At 58.7% G+C, this 25,519-nt stretch carries 20 protein-coding genes and 3 tRNA genes; 11 read left to right on the top strand and 12 right to left on the bottom strand.

Annotation, left to right across the window (positions count from 1 at the left end):
• Positions 1-30 precede the first annotated feature (30 nt).
• The 4 genes from H8274_RS00940 to H8274_RS00925 all read left to right on the top strand — a co-directional run bounded on the left by H8274_RS00940 (position 31) and on the right by H8274_RS00925 (position 3,990).
• Positions 31-1,443 carry a glutamyl-tRNA reductase gene (locus H8274_RS00940; RefSeq protein WP_185933590.1) on the top strand — a complete coding sequence of 471 codons (1,413 nt, stop codon included), beginning with the start codon at positions 31-33 and terminating at the stop codon, positions 1,441-1,443.
• Positions 1,436-2,479 (top strand): ferrochelatase, encoded by a 1,044-nt coding sequence (gene hemH, locus H8274_RS00935; protein WP_185933589.1) that lies wholly within the window; start codon positions 1,436-1,438, stop codon positions 2,477-2,479. Before H8274_RS00940 ends, hemH begins: the two co-directional genes overlap by 8 nt.
• A gap of 163 nt (positions 2,480-2,642) precedes the next feature.
• Positions 2,643-3,578: a hydrogen peroxide-dependent heme synthase gene (gene hemQ, locus H8274_RS00930; RefSeq protein WP_185933588.1), complete on the top strand. Its 936-nt coding sequence runs from the start codon at positions 2,643-2,645 to the stop codon at positions 3,576-3,578.
• 217 nt (positions 3,579-3,795) lie between these two features.
• Positions 3,796-3,990 carry a hypothetical protein gene (locus H8274_RS00925; protein WP_221884748.1) on the top strand — a complete coding sequence of 65 codons (195 nt, stop codon included), beginning with the start codon at positions 3,796-3,798 and terminating at the stop codon, positions 3,988-3,990.
• On the opposite strand, the gene H8274_RS00920 is transcribed toward H8274_RS00925, so the two are convergent.
• The 6 genes from H8274_RS00920 to H8274_RS00895 form a co-directional block, all read right to left on the bottom strand.
• A complete protein-coding gene (locus tag H8274_RS00920) occupies positions 3,987-5,294 on the bottom strand; it encodes an AI-2E family transporter (protein ID WP_244924485.1) in 1,308 nt (435 codons plus the stop codon). The genes H8274_RS00925 and H8274_RS00920 overlap by 4 nt on opposite strands.
• Positions 5,295-5,812: 518 nt before the next feature.
• Positions 5,813-6,817, bottom strand: a complete 1,005-nt coding sequence (locus tag H8274_RS00915; RefSeq protein WP_244924484.1) for an EamA family transporter — start codon at positions 6,815-6,817, stop codon at positions 5,813-5,815.
• A gap of 147 nt (positions 6,818-6,964) precedes the next feature.
• Positions 6,965-7,900 carry an AEC family transporter gene (locus tag H8274_RS00910; protein ID WP_049620272.1) on the bottom strand — a complete coding sequence of 312 codons (936 nt, stop codon included), beginning with the start codon at positions 7,898-7,900 and terminating at the stop codon, positions 6,965-6,967.
• 160 nt (positions 7,901-8,060) lie between these two features.
• Entirely contained in the window at positions 8,061-8,867 is an 807-nt protein-coding gene (locus H8274_RS00905) for an endonuclease/exonuclease/phosphatase family protein (RefSeq protein WP_185933586.1), read from the bottom strand.
• Positions 8,868-9,491: 624 nt separating this feature from the next.
• Positions 9,492-9,923, bottom strand: a complete 432-nt coding sequence (gene msrB / locus H8274_RS00900; RefSeq protein ID WP_185933585.1) for a peptide-methionine (R)-S-oxide reductase MsrB — start codon at positions 9,921-9,923, stop codon at positions 9,492-9,494.
• A complete protein-coding gene (locus H8274_RS00895; RefSeq protein WP_185933584.1) occupies positions 9,886-12,087 on the bottom strand; it encodes a mechanosensitive ion channel family protein in 2,202 nt (733 codons plus the stop codon). Before H8274_RS00895 ends, msrB begins: the two co-directional genes overlap by 38 nt.
• Positions 12,088-12,303: 216 nt before the next feature.
• Here H8274_RS00895 and H8274_RS00890 point away from each other — a divergent pair.
• From H8274_RS00890 to H8274_RS00875, 4 genes are all read left to right on the top strand, one after another.
• Positions 12,304-12,376, top strand: a tRNA-Glu gene (locus H8274_RS00890).
• A 107-nt stretch (positions 12,377-12,483) separates the two neighbouring features.
• A tRNA-Asp gene (locus tag H8274_RS00885) sits at positions 12,484-12,557 on the top strand.
• A gap of 37 nt (positions 12,558-12,594) precedes the next feature.
• Positions 12,595-12,667, top strand: a tRNA-Phe gene (locus tag H8274_RS00880).
• A 700-nt stretch (positions 12,668-13,367) separates the two neighbouring features.
• Complete coding sequence (locus H8274_RS00875; RefSeq protein WP_049620268.1) at positions 13,368-14,165, top strand: SDR family oxidoreductase; 798 nt, start codon at positions 13,368-13,370, stop codon at positions 14,163-14,165.
• A gap of 249 nt (positions 14,166-14,414) precedes the next feature.
• Here the strand turns inward: H8274_RS00875 and H8274_RS00870 are convergent, their stop codons facing one another.
• From H8274_RS00870 to dapA, 6 genes are all read right to left on the bottom strand, one after another.
• Positions 14,415-15,680, bottom strand: coding sequence for a glycerate kinase (locus H8274_RS00870; protein ID WP_185933583.1), 1,266 nt, complete (start codon positions 15,678-15,680; stop codon positions 14,415-14,417).
• 371 nt (positions 15,681-16,051) lie between these two features.
• Positions 16,052-17,389: an enolase C-terminal domain-like protein gene (locus tag H8274_RS00865; RefSeq protein WP_185933582.1), complete on the bottom strand. Its 1,338-nt coding sequence runs from the start codon at positions 17,387-17,389 to the stop codon at positions 16,052-16,054.
• Between the two features lie 21 nt (positions 17,390-17,410).
• Positions 17,411-18,310: a 2-hydroxy-3-oxopropionate reductase gene (gene garR, locus H8274_RS00860; protein WP_185933581.1), complete on the bottom strand. Its 900-nt coding sequence runs from the start codon at positions 18,308-18,310 to the stop codon at positions 17,411-17,413.
• Positions 18,311-18,443: 133 nt separating this feature from the next.
• Positions 18,444-19,799 (bottom strand): enolase C-terminal domain-like protein, encoded by a 1,356-nt coding sequence (locus H8274_RS09840; RefSeq protein WP_185933580.1) that lies wholly within the window; start codon positions 19,797-19,799, stop codon positions 18,444-18,446.
• A 131-nt stretch (positions 19,800-19,930) separates the two neighbouring features.
• On the bottom strand, positions 19,931-21,283 hold the full coding sequence (locus H8274_RS00850) for a gluconate:H+ symporter (RefSeq protein WP_049620263.1): 1,353 nt from the start codon (positions 21,281-21,283) through the stop codon (positions 19,931-19,933).
• A gap of 115 nt (positions 21,284-21,398) precedes the next feature.
• Positions 21,399-22,292, bottom strand: coding sequence for a 4-hydroxy-tetrahydrodipicolinate synthase (gene dapA / locus H8274_RS00845; protein ID WP_049620262.1), 894 nt, complete (start codon positions 22,290-22,292; stop codon positions 21,399-21,401).
• Between the two features lie 387 nt (positions 22,293-22,679).
• Here dapA and H8274_RS00840 point away from each other — a divergent pair, with 387 nt between their 5' ends.
• From H8274_RS00840 to H8274_RS00830, 3 genes are all read left to right on the top strand, one after another.
• Entirely contained in the window at positions 22,680-23,435 is a 756-nt protein-coding gene (locus tag H8274_RS00840; protein WP_049620261.1) for an IclR family transcriptional regulator, read from the top strand.
• 314 nt (positions 23,436-23,749) lie between these two features.
• Positions 23,750-24,562, top strand: a complete 813-nt coding sequence (locus tag H8274_RS00835; protein WP_185933579.1) for an amino acid ABC transporter substrate-binding protein — start codon at positions 23,750-23,752, stop codon at positions 24,560-24,562.
• A 297-nt stretch (positions 24,563-24,859) separates the two neighbouring features.
• Complete coding sequence (locus H8274_RS00830) at positions 24,860-25,507, top strand: amino acid ABC transporter permease (RefSeq protein WP_049619748.1); 648 nt, start codon at positions 24,860-24,862, stop codon at positions 25,505-25,507.
• The last annotated feature ends 12 nt before the right edge of the window (positions 25,508-25,519 follow it).

Genomic DNA, 25,519 nt, shown 5'->3' with positions numbered 1-25,519 from the left:
ATAGATGAAATTTAGTGCAAAAATGGAACTATGCCAATTTTCGCAACGTCGGCGAACCACAGGAGGACTCCCCTCGACGAAGTAGCGAGAACGGCGGAACTGCATAGCGCCTTTACTGATCTACTTTCACGATTGGCTGGGGTTCACGGCTTCGTCACCGTCTCCACGTGCAACCGCTTCGAAATTTACATCGACGCGGATAGCGACGCACTCGATTTTCTTAGCGACATCCCGTCTCAGTATCGGGCTTTGTGGCCTTCCACGGCAGAGTTCTATCGCGGCACCGCCGCCGCGCAACATTTATTCGCAGTAGCTAGCGGCCTTGATTCCTTGGTGGTAGGGGAACGGGAAATCGTGGGTCAAATCCGCCGCGCGCTTTCCACCGCGCGGGAAAACGGCACGGCCACCGCTAACCTCGAGCGTCTCTTCCAAAGGGCTTTACACACTTCTCGGCAAGTGGCTACCCGTACCGAACTGGCCCGAAGCGGCCGCTCGGTGGTCAGCATCGCGCTAGATTTACTGGACCGCGCCCTTCTTCGCCAGCATGGCGAGCCCGACCAGCTCGCAAAGCTCACCGCAGCTACCATCCCCGCCTCCACACCCGCTCCCGCCAGCACACCCGCTCCTGCCTCCACACCGGCTCCTGCCAGCACGCGCGCAGAGAACTGGCGCGGGCGGCGCGTGATTGTAGCCGGCACCGGATCATATGCCCGGGTTACGGTGGCGGCTTTGCGCGAGCGCGGCTGCCAGGATATTGCGGTGTGGTCAGCTTCCAACCGGGCGGCAGATTTCGCGACTAAGCACGGTTTGCAGGCTTTAGAAAAGCGCGATTTTACGGACGCGGATGCAATTATTTTCTGCCGCGGCCGGGGCGGGCATGTTTTCGGGCCCACTGATGCCGCCCAGATCGTGACTGCCCGCGGCGAGGCCAATCTAATTGATCTAACTATTTCCCGCGATGTGGATCCGGCCGTGCGGGACGTCAAAGGTACCTACCTGATCGATCTGGAAACTATTTCCCGGCACACGCCTGCCGTGCAGCGCGAAGCTTTAACGCGTGCCAAGGAACTGGTAGAAACCGGTTTGGAAGATTATGTGGCGGATATGCGCGGCCGCGATATTGACCCGGTGATCGTCTCTTTGCGGGAAAAAGTAGCGAGCACGGTGGAAAGGGAATTGCAAAAGATTCCGCGCACTGCCTGGCTTTCCGCGGAGGATACGAATTACTACCTGCGGCGGTTGGCTAACAGTATCTTGCATCAACCGATGCAAGCCGCACATCGCGCCGCCCGCGCCGGCCGGGCCGCGGAATATCACCGGGCCGCCGAACTTGTTTTTGGAGCTGGGTTCCCGCCGCCGCGCAAATCGGAAACGGTTTCACCAGCTCCCACAACAGCTCCCACAAGCAATACCCCTAGAGAAACGGATGGACTCAATGGCTGATGCCTACATGATTCTCAGTTATGGCGGACCCGATAAAACCGAGGATGTGATCCCCTTTCTGCGCAATGCCACGAAGGGGCGGAATATCCCCGATGCGCGGCTCGCGATGGTGGGAAAACACTACGAACTGTTTGGGGGAAAATCGCCCATCAATGAGCTGAATGAAAAGCTCGCGGCGGATTTGCGTGCCGAACTTGCTTCGCGCGGCGATCACACTCCGATTTTTATTGGTAACCGGAACTGGAAACCATTCGGCAATACGGTTTTGCAAGAAATGTACACCCAAGGGATCCGCGAAGTATTAGCGCTGGCCACTTCGGCCTACGCTTCCTATTCTTCGTGCCGCCAATACCGGGAAGATGCTGCCCGCTGGCTCGGAGAAATCTCCGCGCCGGGGATGCATATCCGGAAGATCAAGCCGTTCTGGGATCAAGAGTTTTTCTATCAGGCACAGCTAGCCGTCACCCGGCAGGCGCTGGCCGAGTTGCCGGAAGGCCGCCTAGTTTTCGTTACGCATTCAATTCCCACCGCAATGGAGGAAGCATCGGCCACTGCCCAACCCTATTCCTATAACGAACAGCACCTGCAGCTGGCCCGCCGCCTCACCGCAGAGCTAGGCGTACAGGAGTGGGATTTGGTGTATTGCTCGCGTTCTGGCAGCCCGCACACCCCCTGGCTCGAACCTGATATTTGCGACCATATTGCTGATCTTGCCGCCCGCGGCATCCGGGATGTTATCGCGGTACCTTTCGGGTTTATTTACGACCACATGGAAGTGGTTTACGACCTCGATACGGAAGCGAAGGAAGCGGCCGCGGAGCACGGCGTGCGGTATTTGCGGGCCGCCACGGTAGGTGACCAACCCGGTTTCATATCCGGTTTGGCTGATTTGCTCACCAATCCGGGTGATATGCGGTATCGCCCCGATGATTGCTTGCCCGGTACCGGGGAATTGTTGCCCGCTATCGGGGAGGAGGCCGACGACGCCGCCCGTGCCGATTCTGCCGATTCGGCTCGCGAGGCACCCACCGCCTAATCGCGGTGAACAAATCGCGGCGAACAAATCGCGGCGAACAAATCGCGGCGAACAGATCGCGGCGAACAGATCGCGGTAAACAGATCGCGATAGGGAAACGTAATAGGTCAAACCAAAAGTCTCAGCACAATAACACTAAGCAAGGAAGCGAAAGAGGAAAATCATGGCTGAAGCAACGCATGGAAACCACACTCCCACCGGGCATCCCGGCGGGCATCCGGGCGGCGGGCATCCAGGAACCGGCCACCCCGGAGCTGGGCATCCGGGAGCCGGGCATCCCGGCGGGCATCCGGGCGGCGGGCATCCAGGAGCCGGCCACCCCGGAACCAGCCACCCAGGCGCCGGCCACCCTAGCGGTGTGAATACGCACGTGAGTGATCACGCTGATCCCACGGCTGTACAGCGCCATGAAAACGGAGCCGCGCCGCTGGGTGCAGATGTCACCTTGTACACCATGTGGCTTGCCCTGACCTGCGATTTTGATGCCACGCAGGCCGATCCGGAAACGGTGGCCAGCGAAGTGGAGGAACGGATTGCGCAGGCCGGCGGCCGGGTGCGCGGGTTCTATGATTTGGGCGGGTTCCGCGCCGATGCAGACCTGCTCGTGTGGGTAATGACAGATAGTCCGGAAGAAATCCAGGCTTCCTACCACGAAGTGCTCAATTCGCAGCTCGCGGTAACAACCGCTTGGGTTGCTACCGGCCTGCACCGGATGATGGAATTCAACAAGGCCCACTACCCTGGTTTCATGGACCACGCAGCGCCGAAGTTCATAACGGTCTACCCCTTCATTCGCAGCAAGGACTGGTACTTGATCGACGCGCGTTCGCGCGGGCTGATGATGCGCGACCACGGCGCCGCCGGCCAAGAATTTTCCGATTGTGTGACCTCCACGGTCGCAGCCTTCGGCCTTGGCGATTGGGAATGGATCGTCTCCTTGGAAGCCGATGACCTTGCCCGGCTCGTAGACCTACTGCGCGCTTTCCGGTACACGGAAGCACGCCGCTACGTCGACGTCGATACCCCGTTCTACACGGGCGTGAAAGTAGAGCTCGCTGACTATCTGCGCCGCATCCAAAAGCGGCCCGCGGCCAAGTAAGCGGATACCGAACCCCGCGAGTAACTAAGCGGCTACCGCACGTAGAACAATAGAAAGCAATAGGACAGCGATACCGGTTCGCGCCGGATAGTTGCCAGCTAATCGCCGCAGCTAGTTGCCGGGTTGCATTGCGGCGCACCCGGGCCCTGCCAGCGGAATCGCATCACCTGTGGATAACCACGAAGGGTAATGCGGCTTCCCCGCAGGGCCCGTTTTAGTGGCAGCAGTTCCCGGCGTGCTTAGTATCTGCCGGCATAGATTCCCGGAAGTGTACGACGGCGTTGGCGTGCTACGCCGTTACCGGGCAGCATCGTTACCGAGCGACGTCGTTACCGGGCGGCACCGCTACCGGGCGGCGTCGTTACCGGGCGGCGTCGTTGGTGTACGCGGCTCTGCCGGGCACAGCGTTTAAGCGAGCTGGGGTAGTCCGGTGAGGGGCTGTTCGGGTTCTGGGCGTAGCACCTTGTAGACCTCCCAAATCATGGAGATGATCGGGATTACGAGGATCGCTCCGAGGATACCGGCCACCAAGGTAGCGCCGGTAACGGCCACGGCGATTACTACCGGGTGGAGGGAAACTTGGCGGCCCATAATAATCGGTTGCAGGATGTGGCCTTCAATTTGGCCGATGAGCGCAACCCCGATGAGTACCACGAGGGCAATAATCGGTCCCTTGGTGGCTAGGGCTACCAGGGCGGCAACGATCATGGCGAGCGGGGCCCCAACGAGGGGGATGAAAGCACCAATGAAAACGAGAACGGCGAGCGGGGCTGCCAGGGGCACCCCGCAAATGAGGAGCAAGATGAGCGCCATAACGCCGTCGCACACGCCGATAATAATGGTGCCGCGCGCATAACCGGAGAAAGTGTTCCAGCCGGCGCTAGCTGCCGCATGGGTGCGGTGGCGGGCGTCTGCGGGCAGAAGGTTCACGAACCACAACCACATCTTTTTGCCACTGGCCATGAAGAAGATGGCGCAGAAAATTGCCAGTGCCAAGATTGAAAAGCCGAGGACCACCGAGGAAGCTTGGGAGAGCGCGCTGGAGGCGATAGTGCCGGCATTGCTTTGGAGCCATGCGATTCCGCGGTCGATCAGCTCGCCCATTTCTTGGTAGAGCTCTTCTGCGCTTCGGTCGATCGGGAGGGGGCCGTTGGCGAGCCACTCAAGAATGCCTCGCAGGCCGCGGCTCATTTGTACGGCGAGCATATCCCACTGGTTGATTACCGAATCCACGATCCAGGTGATCGCGCCCAGGAAAATCGCCACGAAACCCACCAGGGAAACCCCGGTGGCCACCCCGCGCGGCATCACGCGGGAAAGGCCAGACACGACCGGATTGAGCAAAGCCGTAATCACGCCCGCAAAGAACACGGCTATGAGCACCCACTGCACGGCCGCCGCCATGTGGAAAATTCCCCAAATAGCAATAAAGACGCCGATGAGCAGCCATGCCGATACACCCCAGGAAACGAGCGTGCGGTTCACCCCGCGCGGCAAAAACTCCACTTCCGGGCGCGCTTGCGCAGGCTGTGGCGCAGAATGTAGCGCTGGTTGCGCTGCGGACTGCGCGGCGGGTGCGGGGCTCCCGGGATCTCGCACGGATTCTTGCGCGGGATCTTGCGCGGGGGCAAGGCCCTCCGGCGTGCCGCTTTCCGCGGCCGTGCGCGTTTTACTTTTTTCCGCGATTACCTCGCGTAGCTTGGCTATAAATCGCAAGGTGCATCCTCTCTGTGGGCGGCTACTTGCCTCGGGCAGCCACTTGTTCCGATTTTTCGGTTACCTCGCAATCCTACGGGCTGGCGACGCCGGCGTCGCGCGCCGTCTCGCGCGGGGCGTGCCGTGTTTGCCGAGGTGCTGGGCCGTCTGGCTCCGAGTGTGCCGGCCGGGCGCGCGCCGGATGCGGTTAGTTCGGGGGCTGGCCGCCATATTGGAGTGCCGGCCGGGTGAAGGATACGGCCGGCCGTGGTGTGCCAAGCTTCCGCTCTACACGTGCCGGCCGGGTGAAGGATACGGCCGGCCGTGGTGTGCCAAGCTTCCGCTCTACACGTGCCGGCCGGGTGAAGGATACGGCCGGCCGTGGTGTGCCAAGCTTCCGCTCTACACGTGCCGGCCGGGTGAAGGATACGGCCGGCCGTGGTGTGCCAAGCTTCCGCTCTACACGTGCCGGCCGGGCGGGTTGAAGGATACGGGCCGGATACGTCCCCAACGCGCAGCGGGTGCACGCAGTGCCCGGGTTAGCGGCGTCGGCGGCGGTGTTCTCCGCGCCGCGTGATTTCGGAAGGCATGGAAGCGAGCGCCACCGCAATTGACACGAAAACAAGCCCCGCGAATTGGCCGAGGTTGGGAATTTGGCGCAAGGTGATAATGCCGGCGACCATCGAGGTGGCGGGCAGGAGCGAGGCGAGGAGGGCGAAAGTGGAGGCGGGCAGGGCACCCAAAATAATCTGTTCCACCGTGAACGGCACCACGGAAGACATTAGGGCCACCAAAACTAGGGTGCCGAAAACCTTCCAGTCGGAAAGGAGCGGGCCGGCGCCGGGTGCACCGATGGGCGCGTAGACGATAGCGGCAACCGCCATGCCGATGGCGAGACGGTCGATCCCGTTACCTTGGGCGGCGCCGCGGCGGCCCAACACTATGTAGAGCGCCCAGAAAACCGCGGCGGCAAGGGCGAAACCCACGCCCGTACGTACCTGCGGGTCGGATAGGTCAACGCCCGCCCAAGAAATTGAGAACACACCGGCGATAGCGAAAAGCGCGCCCGCCCAGCTCTTCCAGCCGCGTCCGCCCAGCACGGCCACTGCTACCGGCCCCAAATATTCGAGGGCAACGCCCGTCCCCAACGGGATATGTTCAATGGCACAGTAAAAAGTCATGTTCATGGCGCCCAAGGCCAGCCCAAATACCGCAGCCCCGCCGATAAGCCGCCAATCCAGCCGGCCGTCGCGGTGTTTCGGGAAAGGCCGGCGCCACAGCAATAAAACCAGCGCCGAAATCGTGATCCGCCCCCAAGCTACGGAAAGCGAACTTGCCGTAGCGAAAAGCAAAACGGCCAGGCCGGCGCCAATATATTCCACCAGGCCTTCGCCCAAAAACATGGCCGGCGCCCACTTGGCTAGGCGGGAGCGGTGCGGCGGTTGCGCGCCCGCAGCGTTTCCGGTGTTGGCGCTACCTGCGCCAGCACCTTCCGGGCCGGGTGCTGGCTGGTGCTGTGACGTGGCAGATTCGCGTGCCTCCATGCCTGCCTAACTTCCCTCTTTCTTGCAGTTTTCGGATTGTCTCAGTACTAGTTCCTGGTTTTGTTTCGCGGCGCGGGCGCGGTTTTGCCGGAGCAAATTTCCGTACTGGGAACGAGCTGCCGTGGCCCGGGCTTACGCCGTCTTACGCTACACGATGCCCACGGCATGGAACATGGTAGCGATCGCGAGCATTACCACCAGGCATAAACCGGTAGTAATGAGCACCGCATCGCGCGCGAGGGCCACGTCAGACTGGTAGCGATGCGCGTACACGAACACATTATTAGCGGTCGGGAAAGCCCCCACAATAGTAATCGAAAGCAAGGTATGGCCGGTCACGCCCATTGCCCAGCCGAGCAGGAATACGGTAAGCGGCCCCAAGATACAGCGCATGAAAACCGCCAAAATCAGCGCCCAGGATTCGCGGTCGAATTTCGGCACGCGTGCCCCGCGGATCGAAATCCCCATGGCAATCAAAATAATGGGCACATTGGCTTGGCCTAACATATTTGCCGGTGCGGCGATCACCGCCGGCACTTGCCAGCCGGCCAGGGAAAACACCAGCCCGCACAGCACTGCCAGCAAGAGCGGGTTACGTAGCCGGGAGATCACCGTATGCCACAGTCCGCGGCCCGGTTGCCCGGTTTGCCGGTCCAAAATCGCGAAGAAGACGGGTACCAGCACGCCGATCTGGAACAGCAAAATCGGTGCGGCCGTAGAAGCGTCTTGGGTGATGGCTACCAGGAGCGCAATCCCCAAGTTGCCAACGTTCGTGTAGCACGCGGCAAGGGTGCCAATGGTCAGTTTGGTGCCGCGGATGCCCAACACGTACCGCCCCAAAGCCCAGTACAGGATCGCAATAAGGCTCGCCGAAAGCACGTTCGCCAGGGAGCCGCGGCTAAAGAAGGCCGCAGGTTCGGATTCGGCCACCGTCATAAATAGCAGTGCGGGGAGGGTGGAGTTGAAGGCGATCTGGGTGAGGGTCCTATCGGTTCCGGGTGCGACGACGCCGGCCCGCGCCAGTAGATAACCGGCGAGAATGCAAAAAATGATGACCCAGAAGGAGAGGAGTACGCTAGCCATAACGCTCTTATTGTAAGGCGTTATGGCTGCGCCTTCATACTTTTGTGGCGGCCTTTTAAGGTTGCCTTTACGGTTGCCTTTTGGCCACGGCTTCATACCTGCAAAGCCGGCAGACCCTAGTAGGTAGCCGGCGCAGACCCTGGTAGGTAGCCGGCAGACCCTAGTAAGTAATATTGGCTCGCAAAGCGCGGTGGGTGGAGATATCCAATAGCGCACTTTCGGCATGGCGTACTTGCCCGCCGGTCACCAAAATGTGGTCTTCTTGCTCGGTGGGTACCAGCGCGGGCATGGTGGGCGCCTTCGCGGCGCCGCTAAAACCGCTCCGCCGCAAAGCCGCGCGAGCGCGCGTTATCGGCATGGCCAGATCACCGAGGATCACCCGCGGCAGGTTTTCTAGGCCGCGGGCTTGCGCAAAGCGGTGCAAGGCGGCGTCCATGGTTTGCAATTGCAGCTCTCGCAAACTGGGAAGCGGGCTCAGTTCGGCAGTGGCCACGAGTACCGGCCGGCCCGGCGTATTAATCTGGGCGAGGATCGCATACCGAGGTTTTTCCGCGCCCAAACCGAGCTTGCCTCGCAGCGCCCCAAACCAGTTGCCCCGCGGATTGCGAGCCGGGAGTTCGATTACGTCCCGCGCGCCCAGCGGATAGCGCGAGGCCAGCGCGATACCGCGCGAGTTACCGTGCTTGCCAGCTTTGCACCAGCGTCGGCGTATCGGGCACGCACATTCGGGCACAAAAATAACTTCCTGGTAGTTACCAGCAGCCAGAATTGTGGCAAGGAAAGGTTGGCCGGCGGCGCGTTCCCGCACGCCTTGTAAAGCGAGCACGCCTGGATCACATGCGGCAAGTACTTGGGAGGCGCGCTCAATGCGGCTGGCCTGCCATTCCACGCTGGTATAGCCGCCGCGCGGTTTGCGTGTAGGGTGGCCGTCATTTAGCTGTGCGGTTACCACATGAATGCTTGCCATATGCCCTCGCCCCCGATTTTCGGTTGTTGCGGTTGGTTTCCGCTCCCGCGCCGGAGCCGCTTTCGCCACCGCTTTGACCTGGTAATTTGTTTTACCACGCGGCTCAATCCTAGCGGTTCGCGCGCCGCGCCGGCGGGGCGCCACGGTAGCGGCGGGCACTGCGGAGGCAGCAGCGAGCACTGCGGAGGCAGCAGCGAGCACTGTGGAGGCCGCAGCGGGCGCCGCGTTAGCAGCGCGCCGCCCGGGCGCAGCTGCTGTGGGCGCGGGCGCCCCTCCCACTGCGGGCGCCACTCCTACTGCGGGCGCCACTCCTACTGCGGATTCCGCAGTTTGGGCGAGAACCGTGCGCGATGTTGCTATTGCCGGCCATATTGGTGTTGCCCGCAACTGATTCCGGCGTTCCTTTTTATTTTCGGGCAGAGCGTGCCTCCCGTGCTCCTTCTTCAAGCTACCTACCTGCTACGCGTTTCTAGAATCCTGAGGATCTGCCGGCCCCCTTTGTGCCCGCAGATTCCGGCCCGCACTGGTTCCGGGAAGTATCCGGCCTGGTCAGTTCCGGCAGCGCCACGCCAGGCCCCTACGTACCGCCCGCGTTCGCGCCAGGTAGTGGATAGAGCGGCTTCTCTACTGCTCCACCTCACCACTATCTTTAACCTTAAAGGAAAGTGCTACAGAGTTCATGCAGTATCGCTGTCCGGTCGGAGTTTGTGGCGCATCTGCAAAAACGTGACCAAGATGCGAGCCACATTGCGCACACAGCACTTCCGTTCGCGGATAGCCGAGCACATAATCCACCCGCGTGGTCACCGCGTCTGTATCTGCCGGATCATAAAAACTTGGCCAGCCACACTCGGATTCAAATTTGGTATCCGAGCGAAACAGTTCCGCTCCGCAGGCTTTGCACGAGTAGACGCCCTCGCGGTTTTCTGCGAGCAGCTCCCCCGTAAACGGACGTTCCGTGCCAGCCTGACGCAGTACTTGGAACTCTGCGGGCGTGAGCACCTGCGCCCACTCTTCCTCAGTTTGCGGGAGCATCTTTTTGCGAGTTTGCACCATTTTTCGATTCCTTTTTGTCCTTTTTGTGGTTTGCGGTAGCGGATTTAGAATTCTTCGCTTCTTCAGGCTTGTTTTTCTCAGAGTTATCTTTCTCAGAGTTACTTTTCTGAGAGTTGTTTTTCTCTGGGTTGGTTTTCTCAGGCTTATTTGCGGAGGTAGCGGCCTGCGGTTCCGCAATTGTAGAACCTGCACCGGGCGCCGTAGCCGCAGCTGCGTTGGCGCGGGCGGCAGCGCGTTCGCGTTCTGCTAACACGGCCGGCCCGGGCCCGGTCAATTCTCGCCCGCGGCTCTCGTTGCGTGCCGAACCGGTAAACAGCGAAGCTTCGTGGCCGGGTTTTACGGGCTCGCGCGCCCCGGTAACCGGCTTTTCTCCCGGCGCATAGGCCTTCGGCATTTGCCGCTCGGCGATCGGAATCCGCTTCGGCGCGGCCGCCATAATTTCCGCGGGCCGCATTATCCGAGTTTCCGCCGTCGTCGTACTTCGAGTAAAGCTCCGCCGCGGTTCAGCTTGCCGGGTAGTGCCCTGCCTGCGCGCGCGGTCACTTTGTTTCCCTGCGGGTTTCGCCTTTTTGCCGCGCTGCCGGCGCCGTTCGCGCGCTTGGCGGGCCCGGTTTCGATTCGCCTGGCGCAGGCGTTGGCGTTGCTCCGTATCCTCCATATCCGAGCCCAAACCGATATCCATGGTTGCTGGATCGGCGGCGGTGGCGTCGTCGAGCGTATCGCCACGCAGTTTCCAAATCTTGCGGTGCCAGGAAGCATCGAGGGCTTCCTCCCCACTATCGGTAACGCTCGCGCTGCTCCCCTCCCCCGCATCGGCGTCAGTACCGGCCTCTTCCGCATCCACAAAAGCGGTTTCTTTATCGGTGCTGAGGTCGTACACGTGCGGGCGGCGGGTGGTGGCGCGCATGACCCCCGGTTCGGTTTCGGTTTCCGTTTCCGCTTCGCCGGTTCCTGCCGGAAGCTCTCGGGGAGAGACGACGGAGATGCGCTGGCGCGGCATGGATTCGGGCGAATAATCCTGCAACCAGCGCAGCATTTGCTCGCGCACATAAAACTGCAGGTCAAACATTTCCCCCACGCTATCTGCGGAAACCTGCATGGCGACGCGCACGATCCCGTTATCCGCGCTCTTCACCTGCAGCACTCCGGTCTCCCCGTTCCACAGGTCCGTAGATTCCAAAATTGCGTCCAACTCCGCGCGCAGATCGGCGATCGGCACCCGCCAGTCCAGGTCGAATTCCACGGTGCCCGTCATTTCGGGCACGCGCCGCGTCCAGTTCTCGAAGGTGGTGGTGGTCATTTCCGAGGAGGGCACAATGAGGCGGCGCCCGTTCCATACCTTGAGCACCACGTAAGTGAGCGTGATTTCCTCGACCGTCGCGTTCGTGTTTTTCCACACAATATAGTCATTGACGCGCAAGGAATCAGAGAACGCGAGTTGCAACCCCGCGAACACGTTCCCGAGTGCGGACTGGGCAGCAATACCAGCGACCACCGAAATCAGCCCCGCCGAAGCAAGTAGCGAGGCACCCACCGCGCGCGCCGTCGGGAAAGTGAGCAAGGCTGCCGAAACCGCGATCACCACGATAATCACGTTGACCAGCCGGCGCAGGATCTGCAACTGGGTTTGGGTGCGCCGGTAGCGGGTTTCCGCCATTTCTTTGACGAGTTCCAGGTAGCCGCGCGAAAAACCATTCACGGCCCCCACCGCCAACCAGCCCATGCTCAAAATCAGCAGGATCTGCAAAATATGGAGCAGACCATCGTAATAGCTCGGCAATTCCGCTGGGCTCAACCCTTGCCCATAAATCCGCAAGGCCAACCACGCGCCCAGGAAAGAAAGCAGCGCGAAGGTGGGTACGCGAATCCCGCGCACGGTTGCCACGAGCGCCCGGTTGCGGCGCACGACGCCGGCCAACACCGCTACCGTAATCACGGCCACCACTAGACCCGCGAAAGCACCAAGCAGGATCATGCCCACCACTTGGCCTAGCTCTACCGTGTTTTCCACCGCGTTCGCCGCGGCCTCTTCCAGATTGGCGGGGCTGGGCGAACTACTCGGATCTGGCAGTGCGGGATCTGGGGTGGGTGGAGGCGTTTCCTCCCCGGAAGCTCGGGCGAGGCCAGCCACCAGAAGCGGGGCAAAGGCAAGGGCAGAAAGCATGCTTCTATCGTAAGCGGCGCGAGAGTTTTGCGAGCGTGCCGCTGCGCTCATGATTGCTGAGGGCGATAAGAGTTGTGGAGGAGGCACCAATCCGCGAAAAAGCAGGTTTTTAGGATCGTGACGCACGGCACGCCGTTTTGATTTGCGTAAACGCCAATTCATTCGTAAGCTATACCTCGTTCCCTTGACGGGAAACTTGCGGAAAGAAACGCAAGGGCCCCCATCGTCTAGTGGCCTAGGACGCCGGACTTTCACTCCGGTAACACGGGTTCGAATCCCGTTGGGGGTACGGTGAACAATTTTGCGGTTTGCACCGTGAGATTTACTGGATGCCGATCCTTTCGATCGGATCTCTGGTAAGCTTCGCGGAGGAATACGGAAGATTGTTTCCCTTCTGGCCCTGTAGCGCAGTTGGTTAGCGCGCCGCCCTGTCACGGCGGAGGTCGCGGGTTCAAGTCCCGTCAGGGTCGCGATGAAAATCCCGGGAAACCGGGTTTTTATCTATCTGGCTCTGTAGCTCAGTTGGGAGAGCGTTCGACTGAAAATCGAAAGGTCACCGGATCGACGCCGGTCGGAGCCACGAAATAAATACCCTTCCCAGAACAGGAAGTTTCGAGCGCTAGCTCGAAACACCTAGGCATCTTGTTCTTCGGGAAGGGTTTTTGCATACCTGGCCGCCTGATCGGCACGCCCGCGGTGTATTGGCCACTGTTTCCTAGATAGAAATCCAGCCCGTCTCCAACCTAGTGGTCGAAGCGGGCTGAACGATTACCTACATGATACCACGACCCCCAGAATCCGCTCACACCAGTGGCGCCACGCCTGCTCGAAGCGCCCGATCAGAGCACCCGTGGCGGCCTTCTACCGCGCATGCACAACGGCCACCCGCACAGGCATGCGCCTATCGGTGCGTGTATCGATACACAATGTCACCAACCTTGCACATAGGTCTTTAGTCCTGTAACGTGAGTTACGTTAGCAGTGGCGATGCACGTACGGAAAGACGCAATGAGCGCGACGACGCGTGCAAGGCTTTGAAGGTGGTAGTCGATTTCTAGCTAAATAAAACAGGAAAAATACACGCAACCGTCATTGTGCTTACATGCAACTGACATACGCGTCATGCAAAAAACGACGGACTGTCTTGCGTATTTATCAAGCAATTTTACTCGTTCTATCTTTAAGTCTTTTGGAGTATGTTAGAGCTATATGTTCTAACCCCTGCCAATGTCGCTACGGAGTTAGAGATAGTAAAACAAATACAATTTTAAGGAGTAGCAATGTCGCGCACCTATGTGGTAACTGGTTCTGGGTCCGGTATTGGCAAGAAAACCGCCGAACTCCTTCGCGAACGTGGTGACAAAGTTGTAGGTATTGATCTTAAGGGCGGCGAGATCGAGGCTGATCTTTCCACCCCGGAAGGCCGGGAGGCGGCTGCTGCCAAGGCGATCGAGCTTTCTGACGGCAAGATTGATGCCATTATTGCTTGCGCCGGTATTTCCGCCCCGATCCCGAAGACGGTTTCCATCAACTTCTTCGGCGTCGTGGAACTGATTGCGAAGCTGCGCCCAACTCTCGCAAAGTCGGAGGCGCCGCGTATTTCCGTCGTCTCCTCCATGGCAACCCTGCAAACTGTTTCTCCGGAAATGGTTGAGGCCATGCTGGCTGGCGATGAAGCTAAGGCACTCGAAATTGCCGCGAGCTTCCTGGATGAAAACGATCAGATGGCCGGCTACATCGCCTACCCGTCTTCTAAGCGTGCGCTTTCGCGCTGGGTGCGCCGCGTCTGCATCACCGATGAGTACGCGGGTGCTGGCATCGCCGTCAACGCGGTGGCACCTGCCGCCGTGCTCACGCCGATGACGAAGGGCCTGGTAGATACGGAAGAAGGCCGGGCACTGTTGGCTAAGTCCACCCCGATGCCGCTCAACGGCTTCCAGCCAGCCGAGACCATTGCGAATGCGCTCATCTGGCTCACCGAAGAAAGCAACACGCACTGCACCGGCCAAACGATTTACGTGGACGGCGGTTGCGATGCGTCCCTGCGCGGGGACGATATCTGGAGCTGGAACGACTAGCGGCGCTACTCGCTAGCATCCGCTGGTTGCTAGGCGTGGCAACCGGATGCCAGGCGCGGCCACGGCTCTCGCTAGCATCTGGTTGGCAGCACAGCCACGGCGGCCCGCGGCCTCCTAGCCGCGGGTGCTCTCCTGCCGGGCATCAGAAAATTTCATATGAACCATGAGGTGGGTGCCGGCGCAGAGGTTGCGGCGGTGTCTAGTCCGCAGCCTCGGCTAGTGGCGGTTCTCCTTTCCCGCCCAGCCCACTCACCCTTCCGGCATCGCTTCCGGCGATGCGCCCGGGCCCCGCAGATGTTGGTGCGAGTTTCTGCGGGGCCCGGATTGCTTAAGTTTTTGGCCGAGCTGGATCGCCCGCATCGTTCGCTCCACGGCCGCAGCTAAATTTGCGGGACCGTTTGCGAGAGCTTCCTCCAAAGTACAAACCTCTGCCACGATCGGCACCAGCGCCGCAAACAAAGGATTCCCGCCTTGCAGATCCGAAGAAATCTTGCCGGCAAAAGCCAACACTGGCAAGTAGCGATCTTGTTCTTGCGCGAGCTGCTGTGCCAGGCGCGCGATCCCCGCCAAGGTTTTCCCCATCAAAGTTTGCGCATCAATACTTCCCTCACCGGTGAGTATCACGTCTGCCTCGCGCACATGCCGGCGCAGCTGGACGGCGTCTATCACCACCTCGATTCCGGAACGCAACTGCGCGCCCAGAAAAGCCCGGAAGGCGAAACCGAGCCCTCCGGCAGCTCCGGAACCGGGCTCGTTGGCGGCCTGCTCTTGCTCGCTCACCTGCGCGAAGTTCGCGAGCGCGGCATCAAGGAAAGCCACATCGGCCGGGGTGGCGCCCTTTTGCGGGCCGTAAATCGCGGCCGCTCCGCGCGGCCCGGTGAGCGGGTTGTCCACATCGCAGGCCACGGTGATTTGTGTTTGAGCGAGGCGCGGGTCTAGGCCGGTTCCATCCACGCGGACCAGGCGCGCCAAAGATTCCGGGGTGGCGGGAAGTGCGGCGGGAAGCTCGGCGGCATTTGCGGTGGCCTGTTCGGGCGCGATAGTTTGCTCGGGTGCTGTATAGAACTTCATGCCCAAAGCGGCGAGCATCCCGGCCCCGCCGTCGGTAGTTACTGAACCGCCGAGGCCAATAATTAGTTCGCGGGCGCCGGTATCGAGCGCGGCTTTGATTAGCTCGCCAACACCTGCGGTGTGCATGTGGCGCGGGCGGCGCACGGCGGGCGTGACCTTACTAATTCCGGCAGCTTCCGCGATTTCTAAGACGGCGCGGTGGCCGTCGCTGGCGAAGCTAGCCGTGGTGGGCCGGCCGAGCGGATCTGTTACTGAGACTTCTCGCAGCGGCATTTGCAAGGCTTGGGCCATGGCGGCGGTGAAGCCCTCCCCGCCGTCGGCCACCGGGATTTCCACGCAAGTGGCCTGCGGAAACACGCGCGCCACGCCCTGCGCCATGGCGCGGGCGGCCTGCCCGGCCGTCATCGATTCCTTGAAACTATCGGGAACACACAGAATTTTCATCGGCTTCCTTACCCCTGCTTTGCTGCCTAGCCCCTGTTTTTCACTGCACAGCAAGCTGACCTTTTCGCGAGCTGGCTAGTCTGGCACGTTTCAGCTATGTTCGTTTGATTCTAAAGAGTTTGCACGCCAGCAAATGTACTTATTTAGCGTTACCTGTGCGGGTGTGGGCCGGTCACAACATCTGTGGTTGCGGCCGGCCCACACTTGCCAACATAATCATCAGCTGCTTTTACAACCCAGCCCAGTATTAGTTGCGCTATGAGAAGCACAGCTAACATCGGTTTTCGAGCTCGAAGCTTCATCCGGAAATAATGCTTGTTTCCGGACGGTGCTATTCCAGTTGGGAACTACGGTGCTATTCCAGCTGGGAACTAGCGCACTAGCGCCGGCTTCTTATTATCGAAAGTCCACCCCGGAATGAGGTACTGCATGCCGATGGAATCATCCCGGCCGCCAGTTCCTTGGATCTTTTCCAGGTAGAGTTCGTGGGCTGCGCGGATCTGCTCCATATCTGGTTCGATACCGAGCCCGCCCTTCTGCGGGATCGTGATCTTGCCATCGCGGATCTGGAGTGGCTCAACGGTGAGACGTTCGATTCCTTCTTGCCAAATCCAATGCGTATCTAGCGCGTTGTATTCTCCCGGTGCCGCCGCGCCGCAGTGTGCGATCTGGGCCAAAGAAATATCGAAGTGATTATTGGAATGGCAACCCCACGTCATCCCAAACTCATGGCAAAGCTTGGCTACCATTACGGAACCTTGCATCGTCCAGAAGTGTGGATCAGCCAAAGGAATATCTACTGACTGCAACATGATTGAGTGCATCATCTGCCGCCAATCGGTATTCACCATATTGGTTGCGGTGGGTAGACCCGTTGCCCGGCGGAATTCCATCAGAATCTCACGGCCGGAAAAACCATTCTCTGCCCCGCACGGGTCTTCCGCATAGGTGAGGATTCCAACCTTGTCCTTACACAGGCGGACAGCCTCAGCTAAAGACCAAGCACCGTTCGGATCCAAGGTAATCCGGGCATCCGGGAAACGCTTCTTGAGAGCAAGAATTGCTTCCATTTCTTCGTCACCGGAAAGAACCCCACCCTTGAGCTTGAAATCTTGGAACCCGTAGAGATCATGGGTAGCTTCGGCCAGGCGGACAATCGCCTCCGGGGTGAGAGCTTCTTCGTGCCGCAACCGGTACCAATCTACGTCCGAATCAGGTTCCCGGTAGTACTCCAGATCAGTCTTATCCGGATCACCAACGTAGAACAAATAGGAAAGGGCGCGCACGCTCTCTCGCTGCTGGCCATCCCCAAGCAATGCCGCTACGGGAACATTGAGGAACTGGCCGAAAAGATCGAGAGTTGCCGCTTCCAAAGCAGTTACGGCATGTACCGTGGTCCGCAGATCGAATGTCTGCAATCCACGGCCACCGGCATCGCGATCACGGAAACGAGTTTGCACCTCGTTGAGGAAGTTCTTGTACTCGGCAAGTGAGCGGCCGAGCACAATATCTTTAGCATCCTCAATGGTCTTGGTGATCTTCTCGCCGCCCGGCACTTCACCCACACCTACATTGCCAGAAGAATCCTCCATGACAACGATATTGCGAGTGAAATACGGTCCGTGGGCACCGGAGAGATTAAGCTCCATACAGTCACGGCCTGCTACGGGATATACATCGATCTTCTTGATTGTGGGAATCGACGCCATTGTCCTTTACCTTCCTGGTTTTTACTCTTCCGGTAGACCCGGATGTAGCTCAGTGTTCGCGAGCTTTTCGTAAACCCGCACTAGCGAAGAATGGTCTTCGACGGCGTGGCCATCTCCTTGCAACACAGACATCATTTCTCGGACGGCTGCCGTGAGCGGCAACGGAGAATCCACCCCGTGCCCGGTTTCCATCACGTTGTTGAGGTCCTTGATGTGCAAGTTAATGCGGAATCCGGGCTGGAAATTGCGGGCCAGCATCATCGGTACCTTCGCATCCATCACGGTGGAACCAGCCAGCCCACCGCGAATCGCCTTGTACACCGCTTCCGGATCAACCCCGGCTTTTTGTGCCAGAGTAAACGCTTCGGCGCAAGCAGCGATATTGATCGCCACAATTGCCTGATTCGCAAGTTTGGCGATATTGCCTGCACCAATCGGACCCACGTAGGTGACCGCTCCGGCCATGGCCTCTAATACGTCCTTCACCTTCTCGAATATGGCCTCATCCCCGCCAACCATCACGGAAAGGCTACCGTCGATTGCCTTCGGTTCCCCGCCAGAAACTGGTGCATCGAGCATGGGGATACCCTTTTCTGCCAGGCCGCTCGCAACCTCACGCGCGGCGAGTGGGGCGATCGAGGACATATCAACATATAGCAAACCGGGGTGTGCTCCTTCGATGATCCCTCCTTCGCCCAAAGCCACGTCTTTCACGTGCGGAGAATTGGGGAGCATAGTAATTACTAGCTCGGCCTGATCCGCGGCTTCTTTCCCATTGGCAACCGCAGTGGCACCTACTGCTACGAGTTCCGCCACCGAATTCTCTTTATGGTCAGTGACGAATAGTTCGTGCCCGGCCTTGATGAGGTTTTTTGCCATCGGCTTCCCCATAATTCCTAGACCAATGAACCCGATTTTCATTTGTTATCTCCTTATTCGTTTCTCTCAAAAATGTTATGACCGTAGTGGTCGAAACAACTTGTACTGATATAGCGCGGCCGGCGCAGTGCGGTTGGTTCCTAACAGCCCAGCTCCGCTCAGCTCCGACCGACGCCTAACGGACCAAAGCCGGTCGGTGGGGATCGAACGTCCAGCCAGGAATTATGGATTGCATTCCTACGGCGTCGTCGCGTGCCCCTAAATCTGCTGCAAGATATAGTTCGTGTGCTTCCGCCAGCCTTTCCATATCTATTTCCACACCGAGCCCCGGCTTGGCGCCAATCTCTACATACCCACCGCGAATGCGTGGCGGATCAACAGTGAGCCTTTCGGCCCCCTCTTGCCAAATCCAGTGTGTATCCAAGGCATTAATTGGGCCGGGTGCGGCAGCCCCGCACTGCACGGCCATAGCCAAGGAAATATCGAAATGATTATTCGAATGGCATCCCCACGTGAGCCCGAGATCATGGCACAGTTGTGCCACTCGCACCGCGCCACTCATCGTCCAAAAATGGGGATCCGCAAGCGGTATCGAAACGGCTTGCAGGAATAGCGTGGAAGCTAGTTCACGCCAGTTCGTGGCCACCATATTGGTGGCGGTGGGAATATTGGTGAGCCGGCGGAATTCCGCCAATACTTCCCGTCCGGAGAACTTTCCTTCCGCCCCGCACGGATCTTCCGCATAGGCTATTTTTCCTTGCCAACCGGAAAGTAGTTCCACGCTTTCGGCAAGAGACCAAGCGCCGTTCGGATCTATAGTGAGTCGCGCTTCTGGGAAAGCTTCCCGCAAGGCTGCAAGTACTTGGATTTCTTCCTGTCCGGAAAGAACTCCTCCCTTCAGTTTGAAATCTCTGAACCCGTAGGCCTCCCCCACAGCTTTGGCTTGAGCCACAATAGCTTCGCTATCCATGGCTTTTTCCCGCCGCATTGCGTACCAGGCAGCATGAGCACTACTCTCCGCCTGCGGTATTCCATCTGTGCGAACCTTTTCGCGTTGATAGGGCGCCGGTGTCCCATCCGGATCTCCCACAAAGAAGAGATACCCGAGAACAGGCACGCGTTCGCGTTGCTGACCATCGCCCAGTAGTTCGCATACCGGCACTCCGAGGTACTTCCCGAAGAGGTCCAGCAAGGCAGTTTCGATGGCCGTAATCGCGTGAATTGCTGTTTGCTCGTAGGTCCAGAAAATATTTGCCGCGTCCCGGCCCTGCATAGCGTTTTGCACCTGCTGCACAGTACGGCGCCACCGGCTGAGCGGCTGGCCAATCACCAAGGGCAAGGCATCTTCGATCGCTTGGGTGATACGTGGACCACCGGGCACCTCTCCGATACCAAGATTTCCTGCGGAGTCTTCTAGTACGACGACGTCACGCGTGAAATATGGGCCGTGCGCGCCAGCCAAATTCAGGAGCATCGAATCGTACCCGGCCACCGGGTAAACCCGGCCACGAACTACTGTCGGTACAGCCATTTTCCTTCTCGTCTTTCCCTTGCTATCCGCTAGCGGTTTTCCCTTAGCGGACTAATTTCCATTAGTGGACGGGCCGTAGCCCTGGCACCAACGGCTATATCTTGGGTTTTGCCGCGAACCCAGTACGGTTTTTATGCCGGCACCACGAGGCCGAGGAGCAAGCAACCGGCTAGGCCAAGGAAGGACAGTACGGTGGTGTAACCAGTGCGCACCCGCAAAGTATCGGCCACCGAAAGCCCTAGGAATTCTTTGAACATCCAGAACCCCGGATCGTTCACGTGCGAAGCCATAACAGAGCCGCACGCAGTAGCTAGCACCATTACTTCTGGGCTTACCGAACCGGCTGCTACCAGAGGCGCCGCAATCCCCGCAGCAGTCACTACCGCCACCGAAGCCGAGCCCAAGGCCACGCGCATTACTGCCGCAATTGCCCACGCCAGCAGAATCGGCGAAAGCGGAAGATCTTGCGTGATCTGCAGAATGTAATCGGAAATCCCGCCGCCCTTCAGCACTGCGGCAAAGGCACCACCACCGCCGATGATGAACACGATCATGGCGATCGATTTCACTGACCCAGTGCAGGACTTCATAATGCTGTCCATCGGCACCTTGCGCACCAGTGTGAAGTAGAGAATGGCGAAAATCAGCGAAATCATGAGCGCGAACCAGTCGTGTCCGATAAAGGTAAACACCTTCGTTACCGGGTTATCGTGGCCGAGCGTAACCTCCATGATTGCATGCCCGCCAATAAGCAACACTGGCAAAGCCGTAATCAGTAGTGAGATCCCGAAGGGAGGCATTTCATCCTCGGTCCATTCCTTTTCAGAAACTAGGCCCGCCGGCGGCTTGGCTATAACCTTCTTGACGAAGGGAAGGCGCGGCCAGATCAACGCCGTCGCCGCCCCGATCGGGATTGCGATAACCAAACCCCACATCAAAGTTGCGCCAATGGAAGCGTTATAGATTCCGGCAACCGCGGAAGGGCCCGGATGCGGAGGTAAGAAGGAATGCATGGTGGAAAGTGCAATTGCCAGCGGCATTGCCAACCACATAATCGGAATCTTGTAGGAACGGCACACCGCGAATACGATGGGGATAAGGATTACCCAGGCCGTTTCCCAGAAGAGCACTACGCCCACCAGGAAGGCCACGATAATAATTGCGATCTGGGCGTGCTTGATTCCAAATTTATTGATCATGGTGGTGGCAAGCCGATTTGCGGCACCCATATCCGCCATGAAAACTCCAAGCATGGCACCGAAACCAAGGAGCAATACGAGTTTTCCGGTTTGGCCTCCCACGCCAGTCTTGATGACGTTGAGGAGTCCGGTCACGTTATTATCTGGGTCGTCTAGTAGTGGCATTCCCTGCAGCATGCCTACGACAACAGATACGATAATCAGGGAGATGAAGCCATTGACCTTGAATTTGAGCATCAAGAGCAGCAAAAGCGCGATGCCAAGGGCGAGGTATAAAAGTGGCATGATTTTCCTTTTCTTGGCGAGAAACCGCCAGGGAAACCAGCCCGGGTCGCGTTCTCTTAGCCGGATAACCGATCCGGGTCTGGTCTTTAATTCCGCAATTTGTGTGACGTGCCTGTTACAGGCTCGCAGCAGTTACCTGTGCAACAGCCTGTTGTAGGGCTGGCCGGTAGGCGGGATCCAATTCGCGAGCAGGTGCGAAGCAATAACCGGCGTCAATGCCAGCCATACGCAGCCCCTCTTTCAGGACCACTGGGAAGGTTGCTTTATCCACTAGATTTCGCAGCGGAGAGAGCGCGTTTTGCAGTTCCAGAGAACGCTGCACATCGCCGCGGCGGAAGGAGTTATAAATCTCGGAAACCAACCGCGGGGCGATATTGGCAGTGGAAGCAATAGCTCCTTGCGCGCCCATGCACAAGGCCGGGAAAATAAGCGTGTCACGGCCCATAATGACGGCGAAATCCTCGGGGCACTCCCGCAGATAGTCGGCGGTGAGAGTCATGTTTCCGGCAGAATCCTTAATGCCCACGATATTTGGCACTGCGGCCAAATTGAGCACGGTCTCAAGGGCTACCGGCACCTGAGTTCGCCCGGGATTCGAATACATCAGAATAGGTAGATCGGTTTCCGTTGCGATTGCCCGGAAATGTTCCACGAGTTCTGATTGCGTGGGTGTCATGAAATACGGAGTGAGAACTGAAAGCGCGCTCACGCCGCCCACTTCTTGCACCATGTGTGCGGTGGCGATGCAATCGCGCGTGGTAATTTCCGAAGCTCCGGCGTACACCGGTACGCGGCCATCTACTTGTTCTACCGTTACCTCTACCACGCGCTGCTTCTGCGCTGCAGATAGCCCATATATTTCACCGGAAGAACCGAGTACGAAAACTCCGTGTACGCCATTGCCAATAACGTATTCCAGGAGATCACGGAGCCCTTGCTCCAGTAGATTTCCGTCTCGATCCAGCGGGGTGACTAAAGCGGGAATCACGCCCCGTGGTTTGAAATTCATATTGTCCTCCACTAGTTCACCTTCGAACTATTGGCTCTCGTTGTGAACCGCCGTTCACGTATGTGTACGGTATGTATTACATACCGAATTCACGACCGGCACGCAGGACTTAATTCCCTAACTTTGGCTTTAAGGCTTATAGATGCGGAAAACAAAAACGCAGTTTCCACTAGCGGTAGCGCGCCAAACATTCAGAGGCCGAAAACCAAGAGAAAGCACACGCGTCTATAATTTGCGAAGGTAATGTGTACGAATAACAAGCTTTCGGCCACGCACTGCGGAATTTTGCGACAACCGCCGCACTCTTCCAGCGAAGCGTGATTCGGGCACACGAAAAAGCTGTAGGCGCGTACGCACGGCCTACGCAGATAGGAATACAGGAACTATATGGCTCAGAGAAAAAGCGCCGACGGGCGGCACGTAAAGTCCGCCTTGCGAACGATCGAAGTGCTGGAGTTCCTGGCGGAGAGAAAAGCCAATCCCCCACGCCTTTCCGAGATTTGCGAGGCCCTGGATGCTCCACGCTCTTCCGTACATGCGCTACTGCGCACCCTAGTCGCCACCGAATGGGTAACAGATAACGGGGAAGGTTTCTCCCTCGGCATTCGCGCACTAACGGTTGGCACTGCCTATATCGACGCCGATCCATACGTACGCATCGCGCGCCCCACCCTGGCAGATTTAGCCCGCTCGCAGGGCGAAACCTTCCATATGGGACGGCTTGACCACAACGACGTCGTCTACCTCCTCACACAAGAATCCGAGCGGGACATGCGCACCTACTCTCGCGTGGGTCGCAGACTCCCAGCCGCCGTTACCGGACTCGGGAAAGCAATCCTCATGAGTCAACCAGAACGAGTTCCGGAAGACATACCCGCTTGCACGCCACACTCTTTAACCAACCGCGAGGAGCTTTTGGCGAACCTAGAAGAGGCGCGCCAAGTGGGATACGCCTTCGACGCCCAAGAAAACACCCTCGGGCTGGTCTGCGTTGCCTTTCCGCTTACCTATACGGACCCCGTACGCGATGCGATCTCCTGCTCGGTACCGATTGAACGATTCTCCCCGGATTTGCGAGACTCCCTGGTGGAAGCAATGCGCGCGGCCGCAATGCGCATCGTCCAGTCTGCGCCGCTTGCCTAGCGCCAACCTAAGACTCATCTAGCAGGGCGTTCTGCTCGGCAAGGGTACTTTTACCGCCCACTCCCCCGCTTCCGCTACCCCTCCGTCCATCTCGCCACAAGCTTCTCCCCACCCCGCATAAGCCCCTCCCCACCCCGCTACAAACACCCCACTCCACTAATGCATTGCTTCACACTTCGATCGCTTTAGAGCGCTGGAGTGAATTTTTCTGTATGCTCAACTCTGTCGGTCAGGAAGGCCGGCTCGCGGTAAGCGTTCTACTGCCGAAAAACGGCACCGCCCCGCACTAGGAAAACCAAGAAAGGTCTATCGCCATGAAGAAGCTCCTCGCGCTCCTTGCTAGCGCCCTAATGGTCACGTCGTTGTCCGCTTGCGGGTCCAATGACGATCACCAGGCGGCGGGCGATACCTCCGCGACCTCCGGTGCAAAGCAAACCTTCACGGTAGGGTTCGACGCCGATTTCCCGCCCTACGGTTACCAAGAAGACGGCGAGTACGTAGGCTTCGATCTTGATCTGGCCGCGGAAGTTGCCAAACGGCAGGGTTGGGAGCTCGTCAAGCAGCCTATCGATTGGGATTCGAAGGATATGGAACTCGATTCGGGCACGATCGATTGCTTGTGGAATGGCTTTTCCACCACCGGCCGGGAAGGTAATTACACTTTCTCCGAGCCCTATGTAGATAATGCGATCGTCTACGTGGTGAAGGCTGATTCGGGAATCAACACTCCGGCTGATCTGGCTGGTAAGAACGTGGTTGTGCAAGCGGATTCCTCCGGCCTTTCCGCGCTCAAGACGGATGACGGTAAGAAGGTTGCCGATACTTTCGGTTCGCTCACGGAAGTGCCCGAATACAATTCGGCTTTCATGAATTTGGAATCCGGCGCAGCTGATGTGGTGGTCGTGGATACTGGCGTGGCCGACTTCCAGATCGAATCGCGCGCCCCGGGTACTTTCAAGGTGCTCGATGAAAACCTGGTAGACGACTACTACGCGGTGGGCTTCAAGCTCGGTAACACGGAACTGCGCGATAAGGTGCAAGAATCTCTCGACGAAATCTACGCCGACGGCACCTTCATGGAGCTGGCCAAGAAGTACGGCCTCGAAAACTCCGTCATCACCAAGTAAACAGTAGCCAGCTTATGGCAAGCTAATACCGTGTGGCCCAGGCATTCTCACCGCGCCTGGGCCACACGGCCCGGCCACACGGCCCGGCCACACGGCCCGGCCACACCGGCTCGGCCGCACCAGCTCGGCAACCGGCCAACCCGTGCCCAGCTTCCGAGAATCCGGCATACTTTTCTTGCTGGCCCCGGCCGCATCAGCCCAGCTACACCGGCCCGACCGCACCAAGCCCGGCAGCCGGCGTCGTACGAAAAACTTTGCAAACCGCCCTGAACGGTTCCACCCTGAACGGTTATCCACATGTTAGAGATTTTCCAACAGTTGGCGGACGGCATGGTCCGCACTTTCATCATTTTTGCCCTCACCCTGATTTTTTCCATGCCGCTCGGGTTGTTGGTGTATGCCGGGCGCGTTTCGCGGATTAGGCCGCTGGCGTGGCTGGTGCAGTTCTATATTTCGGTGATGCGCGGAACGCCGCTGATTTTGCAGCTCATGGTGGTCTATTTTGGCCCCTACTACATTTTCGGAATGAAAATTACCGCTTCCTACCGTTTCTACGCGGTAATTATTGCTTTCGCGCTGAACTATGCGGCCTATTTCGCGGAGATTTACCGCGGCGGTTTCCAGTCGATCCCGAACGGGCAGCGGGAAGCGGCTTTCGTGCTCGGCTATTCGCGCCGCCGCACGTTCTTCTCGATCCTGCTACCGCAAATGTTCCGCCGCGTAATGCCTTCTATTACGAACGAAGTGATCACTTTGGTGAAAGACACTTCCCTCGCCTTCGCCATCGCTTACGCGGAAATGTTTACGGTAGCGAAACAGCTTGCCGCCGCCAGCGCCTCGATGACCCCATTCATCGCCGCCGGCCTCTACTATTACGTCTTCAACCTGGTGGTTTCTTTCGTTATGGAACGCCTGGAAAAGCGCCTCGGCGCCTACACGATTTAGTATTCTTCACGA

Source organism: Actinobaculum suis (assembly GCF_900618115.1).
GTDB lineage: Bacteria > Actinomycetota > Actinomycetes > Actinomycetales > Actinomycetaceae > Actinobaculum > Actinobaculum suis.
This window is presented reverse-complemented; position numbering and strand designations above follow the sequence as displayed.

What these genes read in the sequence shown, in the direction of transcription:
- H8274_RS00940 (WP_185933590.1), top strand. Translation starts at nt 31, where the DNA reads ATGCCAATTTTCGCAACGTCGGCGAACCACAGGAGGACTCCCCTCGAC.
- hemH (WP_185933589.1), top strand. Translation starts at nt 1,436, where the DNA reads ATGGCTGATGCCTACATGATTCTCAGTTATGGCGGACCCGATAAAACC.
- hemQ (WP_185933588.1), top strand. Translation starts at nt 2,643, where the DNA reads ATGGCTGAAGCAACGCATGGAAACCACACTCCCACCGGGCATCCCGGC.
- H8274_RS00915 (WP_244924484.1), bottom strand. Translation starts at nt 6,817, where the DNA reads ATGGAGGCACGCGAATCTGCCACGTCACAGCACCAGCCAGCACCCGGC.
- H8274_RS00910 (WP_049620272.1), bottom strand. Translation starts at nt 7,900, where the DNA reads ATGGCTAGCGTACTCCTCTCCTTCTGGGTCATCATTTTTTGCATTCTC.
- H8274_RS00905 (WP_185933586.1), bottom strand. Translation starts at nt 8,867, where the DNA reads ATGGCAAGCATTCATGTGGTAACCGCACAGCTAAATGACGGCCACCCT.
- msrB (WP_185933585.1), bottom strand. Translation starts at nt 9,923, where the DNA reads ATGGTGCAAACTCGCAAAAAGATGCTCCCGCAAACTGAGGAAGAGTGG.
- H8274_RS00895 (WP_185933584.1), bottom strand. Translation starts at nt 12,087, where the DNA reads ATGCTTTCTGCCCTTGCCTTTGCCCCGCTTCTGGTGGCTGGCCTCGCC.
- H8274_RS00875 (WP_049620268.1), top strand. Translation starts at nt 13,368, where the DNA reads ATGTCGCGCACCTATGTGGTAACTGGTTCTGGGTCCGGTATTGGCAAG.
- H8274_RS00870 (WP_185933583.1), bottom strand. Translation starts at nt 15,680, where the DNA reads ATGAAAATTCTGTGTGTTCCCGATAGTTTCAAGGAATCGATGACGGCC.
- H8274_RS00865 (WP_185933582.1), bottom strand. Translation starts at nt 17,389, where the DNA reads ATGGCGTCGATTCCCACAATCAAGAAGATCGATGTATATCCCGTAGCA.
- garR (WP_185933581.1), bottom strand. Translation starts at nt 18,310, where the DNA reads ATGAAAATCGGGTTCATTGGTCTAGGAATTATGGGGAAGCCGATGGCA.
- H8274_RS09840 (WP_185933580.1), bottom strand. Translation starts at nt 19,799, where the DNA reads ATGGCTGTACCGACAGTAGTTCGTGGCCGGGTTTACCCGGTGGCCGGG.
- H8274_RS00850 (WP_049620263.1), bottom strand. Translation starts at nt 21,283, where the DNA reads ATGCCACTTTTATACCTCGCCCTTGGCATCGCGCTTTTGCTGCTCTTG.
- dapA (WP_049620262.1), bottom strand. Translation starts at nt 22,292, where the DNA reads ATGAATTTCAAACCACGGGGCGTGATTCCCGCTTTAGTCACCCCGCTG.
- H8274_RS00840 (WP_049620261.1), top strand. Translation starts at nt 22,680, where the DNA reads ATGGCTCAGAGAAAAAGCGCCGACGGGCGGCACGTAAAGTCCGCCTTG.
- H8274_RS00835 (WP_185933579.1), top strand. Translation starts at nt 23,750, where the DNA reads ATGAAGAAGCTCCTCGCGCTCCTTGCTAGCGCCCTAATGGTCACGTCG.
- H8274_RS00830 (WP_049619748.1), top strand. Translation starts at nt 24,860, where the DNA reads ATGTTAGAGATTTTCCAACAGTTGGCGGACGGCATGGTCCGCACTTTC.